This is a genomic window from Microbispora sp. CL1-1 (genome assembly GCF_012034195.1).
In the GTDB taxonomy this organism is placed as follows: Bacteria; Actinomycetota; Actinomycetes; order Streptosporangiales; family Streptosporangiaceae; genus Microbispora.
Window position 1 is genome coordinate 1 of the sequence record NZ_JAATEK010000082.1, and the last position, 9,807, is coordinate 9,807.

At 65.3% G+C, this 9,807-nt stretch carries 9 protein-coding genes; 7 read left to right on the forward strand and 2 right to left on the reverse strand.

Annotated elements, in window-relative coordinates:
• Positions 1-1,343: 1,343 nt before the first annotated feature.
• Both HCK04_RS39460 and HCK04_RS39465 read right to left on the reverse strand, forming a co-directional pair.
• Positions 1,344-2,297: a hypothetical protein gene (locus HCK04_RS39460; RefSeq protein WP_142652636.1), complete on the reverse strand. Its 954-nt coding sequence runs from the start codon at positions 2,295-2,297 to the stop codon at positions 1,344-1,346.
• 502 nt (positions 2,298-2,799) lie between these two features.
• The gene (locus HCK04_RS39465; RefSeq protein WP_168066644.1) at positions 2,800-4,095 is read right to left on the reverse strand and encodes a helix-turn-helix domain-containing protein; all 1,296 of its coding nucleotides are present in this window, start codon (positions 4,093-4,095) and stop codon (positions 2,800-2,802) included.
• A 349-nt stretch (positions 4,096-4,444) separates the two neighbouring features.
• On the opposite strand from HCK04_RS39465, the gene HCK04_RS39470 reads away from it, so the two are divergent.
• From HCK04_RS39470 to HCK04_RS39500, 7 genes are all read left to right on the forward strand, one after another.
• Positions 4,445-4,729 carry a hypothetical protein gene (locus tag HCK04_RS39470; RefSeq protein WP_142652638.1) on the forward strand — a complete coding sequence of 95 codons (285 nt, stop codon included), beginning with the start codon at positions 4,445-4,447 and terminating at the stop codon, positions 4,727-4,729.
• 271 nt (positions 4,730-5,000) lie between these two features.
• Entirely contained in the window at positions 5,001-5,690 is a 690-nt protein-coding gene (locus HCK04_RS39475; RefSeq protein ID WP_205831265.1) for a GntR family transcriptional regulator, read from the forward strand.
• 117 nt (positions 5,691-5,807) lie between these two features.
• Complete coding sequence (locus HCK04_RS39480) at positions 5,808-6,230, forward strand: plasmid replication, integration and excision activator (RefSeq protein WP_079315400.1); 423 nt, start codon at positions 5,808-5,810, stop codon at positions 6,228-6,230.
• Positions 6,227-6,532 (forward strand): hypothetical protein, encoded by a 306-nt coding sequence (locus HCK04_RS39485; protein WP_142652640.1) that lies wholly within the window; start codon positions 6,227-6,229, stop codon positions 6,530-6,532. Before HCK04_RS39480 ends, HCK04_RS39485 begins: the two co-directional genes overlap by 4 nt.
• A gap of 86 nt (positions 6,533-6,618) precedes the next feature.
• Entirely contained in the window at positions 6,619-8,040 is a 1,422-nt protein-coding gene (locus tag HCK04_RS39490) for an FtsK/SpoIIIE domain-containing protein (protein WP_142652641.1), read from the forward strand.
• Positions 8,037-8,228: a hypothetical protein gene (locus HCK04_RS39495; protein ID WP_142652642.1), complete on the forward strand. Its 192-nt coding sequence runs from the start codon at positions 8,037-8,039 to the stop codon at positions 8,226-8,228. The genes HCK04_RS39490 and HCK04_RS39495 overlap by 4 nt, the downstream gene beginning before the upstream one ends.
• Before the next feature lie 38 nt (positions 8,229-8,266).
• Positions 8,267-9,807 (forward strand): replication initiator (locus HCK04_RS39500; protein WP_205831266.1); only part of this gene is annotated, 1,541 nt, incomplete at its 3' end.

The following is a 9,807-nucleotide window of genomic DNA, read 5'->3' on the forward strand; positions in this document are numbered from 1 at the left end:
TTAAAGGGCCGCTTATGAGTGGCGTCGTTGGCTGATCCGCCCACGATGCCACGTCCGACGGCCAGCCTGGAGAGGCTGGCACCACATTTCGCTGCCCGGAATGTGCCGGCGCCGCAGCACGGCTCGAAGTCAAAACCTGCGGATTAAAAGCTTGGCCGATCATGGTTCCGGACAGTTCAATGCAGGTCAGCGCACATGCGTGGTCTGATCTGAATGGCTCTGCACCGCTCCGAACTGCAACCCAAACTGCAACCGCATCATGACCAGAGCTTCCCTGTGGACACCTGCTTGCAAAGACACACGCCGATCCCGCTCTACCAGCGCCAACGCAGCTCAGCGCACTGATCGGTGCCCCCGCAACTCCTCGCTGTTTCCCCTGGTTTCCGCCTCATCGGGCACGCAACAGGCACGTCAACCACATTGTCCGGTGGGCCGGGGCTGAGGAACGAAGCCCTGGACCTTCGATCGCCCCCAACCAGCTACGGCGGCTGGCCACCGACAGGCGATCGTGAGTGCTGTATCGACTGCTGACGGTTTTACAGGGCATCGCGGTTCCGACTTGCGAAAGCGCCCTGATCTGTGGCTGAGCCGTACAACGAGTTCATGTCGAGGCCAGCCCGTTCCGGGCGTATTCCGGATCATGGCTTCATGGGCGTGGTCCCTTGAGTGGATCAAGGAATACGATCAGGAAGGTTGCGATCGGTCCAAGGAATAGCGAGAGAAGCCACCAGTTGAGGCCGCTCCTTCCCTTACCTTGGGCTAACCCGGCATTGATCAAACTCAGCGTCAGCCACCCAACCGAGTACCCGCCTACCGAATCCGACATAGAGGAGATTCTGGCATGCCGGGCTCTGATTCGTTGCCAGATGCGTATGCGTGTATTGAACGCCATGCACGCCCCGCCTGATCTTCCCGTCGCCTCCAGCCCTTGGCCCGCTTGAGCTTGCCCCGAGGCGACGGCGACGGGACGATCAGGCCCCACCTCAGCCCCCGAGAACCTCGGACTTGTCACGATCACCCTGGAGCCCGAGGCCCCCGCCGGAGGCAGCCTGAAGCAGAACCCAATGGGCGGAGCAGCGTGGCCGGCGAATGCCGTAGGGCGAGCGTGAGCGAGTTCGGTGGGCGACGGTGCGGCTGATCCTGAGCGGCGGCGTGGCGCTTGGGTCGGCGGGTTCACTTGGGTATGGCGGGCGCGGTGGGCGTGGCGGCTCGGCGCTGCTGCCGTCCGGGACCGGCCCCCAGGCCGCAGCCCGGACGGCGGGCAAGCGACGGGCCGCTGTACGGCGGCGCGGCACGCCGCCGCTTGACCCTTATAGTGGCAATTCGGCAGTCCTGCTATCGTTTTATTCGATCGATGCTGAGCAAGGCGGAAGGCTAGCCATCTCCGCTGACAGATGGTAACGCCGCCATCCACCTGTTCTCGACCAATAGAGAACCTCCGTGCAGAGCCCGCGAAAGCCGACCCATAATCCTGTTATTCCGTCCGGCACGCAAGGTTCGTATTCCGGCAAACCTCCAGTCCGCTCTAGGCGTCTCCAGGCCGAAGCGCGCGTCCAGGTGAGCCAGAAAAATACTTCGCGTCGAGTGCGATTCTTAGCCGCCATTCCAAGTTTTTCTGCAAGGTCCGGCTTCATTGCGAGCTCCGCCTCAACGAGGGTAACCAAGTCGCTACCTCCATGAACAGGCAAACTCATGCTGGGTGAGACTTCATGTTCGGATGACGTTGATTTCTTTGGCGTGCTCCGCATCTCCTCGAAGCCGAGTACCGTGCAAATATGGATCGAAGGTTCCTCCCTGTCGCTGGAGATCGCTTCGGCAATTTGCACCCCCATTCCAATCAGTAGCGGAACTGGGCACCGAGGATCATGTGTAATAGATCCAGCACAACCAGACCAGCGGGATACATAGAATGTGCTCGTCGCCTCTAATGCGGCGAGTGCTGGCGTGATGCGGCTAATGAAGTCCTTGCCGCGTCGACTTGACTTGGATCCGATCACAGCGCGGGCAGTAGCAGTCACTTGCACGATCCACGAGTTCTGTAAACCTGCTACGTCATTTTCGCCAATAAATGGTCCCCATGCTTCGCGATTCCTCTCCGCCACGTCACTGGTCAGGACGGTCACTTCCAGTGCGCCTATCTCTCCGACATGAAAGTCGTATCTGCTGTTGAAGTGCTTACTGTGCTTGTCGTGAAATTGACAGCATTGTGGACACTTATCGTATGGCGTCAGTGACGTGTTGAGGACTGTTTGTGCAATGCGCCATGCGTCTAGCTCCTCGTGGCGGTCCTTAGTCATCGCTAATATTCATTCCGGTGGGACTGATTTTTGTCCAGGGAAGCTTAGTATCATCAAACTGTGTTTGGGACAGGGTTAGACGCAAAGCAGTCCGATCGAACGCGTGGCCGGCAATCAAGAGAGCTCGCACGTGCGCATCAAGAGTCTCCACTAGAGATGTTGGAACGCCTACTTGGAGTGGCAGCGCCCATGCATTTGCGAGGATCTTGTCAAGCTCCTCCTGGCGTGCGGGGAAAATGGTGTGAATCTCCCATGGGGGGACGTCTCGATAACGATCCCACAGGGAGCGACCGCCCCGGCGTGACGGAATCCGCTTGCCTGCAAGCTCTAGAGCACGTAAGGCCATCAGCTCTGATATGGCCATAAGTAAGGGGCTAGGGTCGCCCTTCGATTCTTTCGTTCTCTGCTCGGTCATACCTATTCGCCGTTCGACGTCTCTGCAGCCTTATATCTATCGCGATTTGCTGTACTATCTATCATCAGACACAAAATGCGAATGTGTCTAGTCTAGAAAGTCATGCCTGCGAGTGGCTAGTGCACGACGAGCTGTGACGTAGCGCTCATGAAATTCTTCGGCTAAGGCTTCGCGGCGGTAGCGCTGGCGTAGGACGCGGTCGAGGTCTCCGGCCCGGTTGACGAGGTCGGTGAGGGACTTTCGTTCGATGTCGAATGCGGCCATGCCTTGCTCGACGGCGGCGTCAAGGTCTCCACGTCGGGCGTGGACGATGCCGAGATCTATGTGAGCGTCGGCGACCCGCATCGGTGCGTTGGATGTGCCGTCCGGACGGGTGTGCATCTGGATCGTCTCCAGCGCGTGTTCCTCGGCCCGGTCGTTGTCCTCCAGCCAGGTGTACGCGGTCGCGGCGTAAAACACCCACTTGGCGTGGTCGAACACGAAGTGATGGTCCGGGTTCTCGGGGAGTGGCAGTTTGGCGAGGATGTCGGCTCCGCGTGAGAGTGCCTTGTCTGCTTCGCGGCGGTCGCCGATGCGGGCCAAGCCGCGGGCTTCTTGCAAGGTGAGCTGTACCTGTGCGCTGGATTGGCCGGCGAGGGCCTGGCCCTGGCGGGCGGCCGTGACAACGTCCTCGTATCGGCCTTCGACCAGCGCGAACCAGGCGGACATCTCGTGTGCCCAGCCCATGAGTTCGCCGTGCCCGACCTGGCGGCCCATCTCGTAGGCGGCCTGGCGGGCCGTCTCGGCTTCTTCGCGCTCGCCCAGGTCGTAGTGGACGCAGCCAAGCAGGGCGGTAAGCCATCCGGTGATGACCAGCAATTCGCGGTGCTGGTCGAGTGTGATCCTGCCTGACAGGAGCCGGGTCACCTGGGCGAGGCGCTTCTGTGTCCGGTCCCGCAACGTCGCCGCGGGAACAACCGGGTAGGCGCGGCACAGCAGATCGACGGCCTCGGCGAGGGCTTCGAGAGTGCCGGTCCCGACATCGGACGCCTGGAGCTGCTGGGCAAGTTCCATCGTGCCGTACAGGTCGGCCTCGGCCCGCAGTGCGTCGACCGGCATGATGTGTGCCTCGATAAGGCGGCTATTGCCGCTGCCTCTCTTTGTGGGCGAGAAGCCAAGATCTTCGGGCTGTAGTCCGGTGGCTTGAGTCAGCGCGAGTCGAAATGGTGCGCGGGGCCAGGAGACTTCGCCGGCCTCCCATCGCCTGATGCGTTCCTCATCGACGGCGAGGCGTTCCTTGATGCCCACAGGGGTCCGGTTAATCCGCTCGGCGAATTCGGCGCGGGTGAGCTGTTGCGCGTTGCGCCATGCCCGGAGTTGGACATTCGGGATGCTGTCTGGCATCTCGGGGTCTTCCTCCCGTCGGGGGGTCATCAGGGGGTTAAGAGGGGGGCTTTTCGGGGGTCCTATCGCGCTCGCTTTGCCGGTGGACTTGCCATCAACCAACCACGGTACGTCAAGCGGCTTCCCGCCACAGGGAACGCCGGATGAACGAGGAGATGGCGACGGTGACCCGGCCAGACGAGAACAGCGAGGCAAGACCCTGTCCTTCGTGTCGGGGACGTGGCACCAAGCAGTGCCATTCACGCCGTCAGCTCATCGTCGGCGGCGACACCAATGACGATCGCGACTCGGGTGGGGAGCGTCAGTGCCTCGACTGCCTCGGAAACGGCCGGGCCGAAGGGAGCGGAACATGAACCCGATCGAGGCTGCGGCGATGGCCTACATGAACCGAAGCGACGAGGCGGACAAGCTCATCCGACTGCGTGACGCGCTGACCCGACTCAGCATCAACGCCGAGCTGCGCGACAACAACACCGCGCTGATGGTCAACCCGCCAAGTGGGCGGGGTATGCCCGTGTGGGTCTTCGTCGGTTACGGCGGCCAGTACTACTCATGGAACTCGGCAGGCAGGCGGCACCCGGTGTCCGATCTGGAGGGCGCCGCGAAGGCAATAGCCGCCTACGTCTGCCGCTGAAGCGGGCGCGGCGAGGCAGTGAGCCGACGACGGGTCGGCAGCCATCAATCCCTGCCTCGTCGCGCCCTTGATCTCCGGCAGGGCCACAGTGACTCGCCCCCGTGTCCCCCCGTGTGGCCCTGCCGGTCCCCTCCGCCCGGACTGCGAGTGCATCCGAACGAGGTGACAGAAGCATCGAGCCGGTCTAGGCTCAAACTTGGTAAAACAACCTGTCGGCTGCTGGACGGTCGTGATGTCTCTAGAGTCCGTGCCTCCGAAGTATGCACAGCTTGTGCAGGCGCTTCAGCGGCGTATCGAAGCGGGGGACTACCCTCCCGGAACCCTCCTGCCGAGCGAGAATCAGCTCATCAACGAGTTCGGCATCTCCCGTCCGACCGTCGTGGCGGCCCTGCGCGTGCTGCGGGAACAGGGCTGGATTGAGTCCCAGCAGGGCAAGGGTCGTTTCGTGCGGGGCCGCCCTGCCCTCGCTTCGCTCGAACAACCCCGGCCCGGCCACGCCTATCTCACCAGCGCCGAGACGCCCTCGGCCGAACTACTGGAAGTCGGCGCGGTAGCCGTACCGAACAGGATCGCCGCTCTGCTCGACCTGCCGCCCAAGAGTAAGGCGTTCCTCCGTCGCCGACTGGTCTCACGCGGCGATGAGCCTTCCGAGATCGTCTCGCTGTGGCTGCCCCTGGACCTGTCGGAAGGGACGAACCTCACGAGCGCCGAGCCACTGGCCCAGGGCATCCGCGAGCATATCCAGGCGCGTAAGGGCGTCCGGTTCGATCACGTCATCGAGCAGATCACGGCCCGGATGCCTACCTCTGACGAGGTCAAGCGGCTCGGCATGCCCAAGAACACGCCGGTCCTCGACGTCTATGCGGCTGTACGTGACCCTGGTGGCCGGCCCCTTGCCGTGCTGGCTGTCGTGCTGCCTGCCGATCGTCACGAGCTGGAGGACGCCTATCCCATCGGGTAGGAACGCCTCACCTTCGGAGCCCACTTAGCTTAGGCACTTGACCTAGCAAGTGGGCTCTCCTATGCTCAAGGCACTCGATAGGTTAAGTGCCTATCAGTCAACAGAGGAGGATGTCCGATGGCTCTACAAGGTCCGATCCCCGTCAGCTTCGACATGGTCTTCCCGCACGGCTGCTACCTCGTCGGTGAGGTGGAGGCGGTCAAGGACTTCGACGCCTCCACCAACGGCCGATTCGTGCAGGCACGGGACAAGCAGAGCGGCGAACTGGTCTGGCAGATCGCCGTTATGGACGCCGACCCCCAGGTCAAGCCCGCTCAGAAGACCGTCGCTGTAAAGATCATCGCGCCCGTCCAGCCGGTGCCTCCGGCCCCGGTCGCGGGCCTGCCCTTCACGCCGGTCGAGTTCGACGGCGTCACCGTTACCCCGTACGTCAACGGAAACGGCCGCCTGGCCTACTCCATCCGCGTTCGGGAGATGCGTCCGCCTCGGACGGGTGGGGCCAAGTCCGGACACGCGGGCGGCAAGGAGGCGGCGGCGTGAACTGGCGGCCGTACACGCACCTGTCGATGTCGATCGACCCCGGTGAGCGTCCCCGCATCGGCATTTCGTTCTACGCCTCGATCACTCGGGCGCGGGCGCGGGTGCTGGAGTCCGGGCGGCCGTACCTGGTCCTGGAGTCCGGCGAGGCGGACGTGACGGTCTCGACCACTGGGGCGGCCGGTCCGGTCACCGCCGCAGACCTGGACATCGCGCGGGAGATCTTCAACGCCGCCGCGCGGTACCTGGCCGACTGCGAACGCATGCACGCCGACCACGCCCAGGTCACTGACTCGGCGGCCTGACACACGAGCGGGGCCGCTGGAACTGGCATTCCAGCGGCCCCTGGGATCTCTCACACACGCCAATGCCTGAGAGGACACCAAGCCTAATGTTCAAGAAACTTCCCGGCGACGAGGCACGCAACCTCGTCTCCACCACCCCGGACACCGCCGTGGTCTTCCGCCCGGCCGTCGTCCGCACCCCCGCCATCGTCACCATCGTGATCTGGCTGTCACGCCTGGTCGCGGGCCTGGTCCGTCTCGTGGTGCGGCATCCGGTCGCGGTGGCCGTCCCGGTCGGCCTCGGGGTGATCTGGACCCTGTACGGCTGGCGCCTGGCCCTGGTGATGGCCGGATTCCTGCCCTCAGCGGGCCTGTCCTGGCTGCTGCTGGATCGCGCCTCGTTCCTAAGGTTGGTCGGCTGGCCCCTGCTCGCCTGGTGGCGGCTCGTCGCCGTCTACCGGCGGCACTGGCAACCGGTCATGGTCGTCTCCGGCCTCGGGCGGCACATCCGGGGCCGCGACTACCTACCCCGCCTCGTCCGGGTCGAGTGCGACGGCTGGGCCGACCGCGTCAGCGTGAAGATGCTCAACGGCCAAGCCGTCACCGACTGGGCCGACCGCATCGAGCACCTGGCCCACGGCTTCGGCGCACCCTCCTGCCGGGTCGCCGTCGCGCGGGCCGGGCGGCTCGTGCTCACCTTCCCCCGCCGCGACCCCCTCGCCGAACCACTGCCCGCGCTTCCGGTGCCCGAGGTCGCCTCGGTCGGGCCGGTCGAGATCGGCCGATGCGAGGACGGTACGCCGCTGCGGCTGAAGGTCCACGGCACACACGTCCTGATCGCTGGCGCGACCGGAGCCGGTAAGGGCTCCTACCTGTGGTCAACAATCCGCGGGCTCCTCCCGGCGATGCGGGCGGGCCTGGTGCAGATGTGGGCGCTCGACCCCAAGCGGATGGAACTGTCCTTCGGCCGAGCGCTGTTCGGCGCGAGATACGCGGCCGATCCGAAGGAGTGCGCCGACCTGCTCGACGAGGCCGTGAGCGTGATGCAGGAGCGGGCCGACCGGTTCGCCGGCCTCCAGCGCTCCCACACACCCACCGCGGCGGACCCGTTCGTCCTGGTCCTCGTCGACGAGGTCGCGTTCCTGACCGCCTACCAGCCCGACAAGCAACTTCGCCAGCGGATCACGGCGGCCCTGGCCACGCTCACCACCCAAGGGCGCGCGGTCGGCGTCGGGGTCATGGCCGCGCTTCAGGACCCGCGCAAAGAGGTCATGAACATCCGCAACCTGTTCCCCGACAAGATCGCCCTCCGGCTGGACGAGAGCGAACAGGTGGACATGGTCCTCGGCGACGGCGCACGCGACCGGGGCGCACTGGCCGACCACATCTCACCGGTCCCTGAGCTGGGCGCGGGCGTCGGCTACGTCCGTCTCGAATCCAGTCCTGATCCGGTGCGGGTGCGCGCGGCCTACGTCTCTGACACGGATATCCGGGCGATGGTCGCCGAGTACGCGGGGGAGGGCCGATGATGCGCCTGGCTCACATTCTCGACGGCCTGCGCTGCTCGGGCTGCGGCGCGCTCGATGTGCTGTGGCTCGACCCGGTGCGCGGCATCGTCGAGTGCCACGAGTGCGGCGAAAAGGCCTCGGTGATGGTCGATGGCCTCGGCCCGGCCGACCTCCTCGACCCCGTCGGCTCCTGGGACGGTGACCGGTGACCAACGCGCACGACCGCTCCACACCCCGCGCCGTGCGGATGGCTCAACCGCTGGCCCGTGAGGTCGTGGAAGAAATCGCCAAGCAGTACGGCGTCTGTATCCGGCCGGTTCCGCTGCGGCGGCAGGACATCCTCACCGGTCAGGTTGAGGTCATCGACGTGCCGTGCGGGGCGACGTTGGAGAGCAAGTGCCCGCCGTGTGCCAAGCGCAACCGGCAGCTTCGGCGGGCGCAGTGCCGGGAGGGCTGGCACCTGGAAGCCGAGCCCGTGAACCTTCCGGACAACGCTGACGAGTATCAGCGGCATCTCGTGGGGCTGCGGGCCGATGCCCAAGCCTGGCGGGACGAGGTCGAAAAGGCCGGCGGCGACACCACCGACCTGGACGCCGCAATCGAGGACCTGGACGAGGAGATCAACCGTGCCGGGATGCGCGGCAACGTCCTCGGCCGCACCTCTGGCAAGCGCACGCGCTCGACCAAGCGGCGGCAGGATGCCCCGGACCTGCCCAAGCGGCAGATGACCAAGACCACCCTCGGGCGGACCTTCACCGGGTCGGACGGCAAGACCTACCGGCCCTCGATGTTCGTCACCCTCACGCTCCCCTCATACGGGCGTGTGTTGGAGGGTGCGCCAATCGACCCTGACCGGTACGACTACGCGCGGGCGGCCCGCGACGCGCTGCACTTCTCCAAGCTCGTGGACCGCTTCGTGCAGAACCTTCGCCGGGTGGCGGGCTATGACGTGCAGTACTTCGCCACGGTCGAGCCTCAGAAGCGGCTCGCGCCGCATCTGCATATGGCGATCCGCGGCACGCTCCCGCGTGCGGAGCTGCGGCAGATCATCGCCGCCACGTATCACCAGGTGTGGTGGCCCTCGACGGACACTGTCCGATTCGAGGGTGACCACCTGCCGGTGTGGGAGAACGGGGCCGGCTACCTCGACCCGGCCACGGGGGAAGTGCTGCCGACCTGGGAACAGGCCCTCGACGCCCTCGACGCAGACGAGGACGCCGAGCCCCTGCACGTGCTTGGCTTCGGCGACCAGCTCGACATTCAGAGCGTGCTCGCCGGAACACCGGACGCCGACCAGCTCATCCAATACCTCTCGAAGTACCTGACCAAGTCACTCGGCGACGCCCTCGGCACCGACGACCCACGCCGCAAGGCGCACGCCGAACGACTGCTCGACGCGCTGCGGTTCGAGCCGTGCTCGCCGACCTGCCCGAACTGGCTGCGGTACGGCGTGCAGCCCAAGGGCGCCAAGCCCGGCTTGGCTCCGGGCCGATGCAAGGGCAAGGCGCACAAGCCCGATCACCTCGGCTACGCGGGCCGCCGTGTCCTCGTCTCACGCAAGTGGTCGAACAAGACCCTGACGGAGCACAAGCAGGACCGGCGTACCTGGGTCCTGGAAGCCCTCGGCGTCGAAGACGAGCCGGTCGACCCCCACCGCTACATCTGGCGGCCGGTCAAGCCCGGTGATCCCGACCTGGCCCCGATCGGCGTACGACTCCTGCGGTCGGTCCACGAGCGCCAGCGCTGGCGCAACCACATGAACCAGCTCCAGGCCCAAGCAGAGGGCCG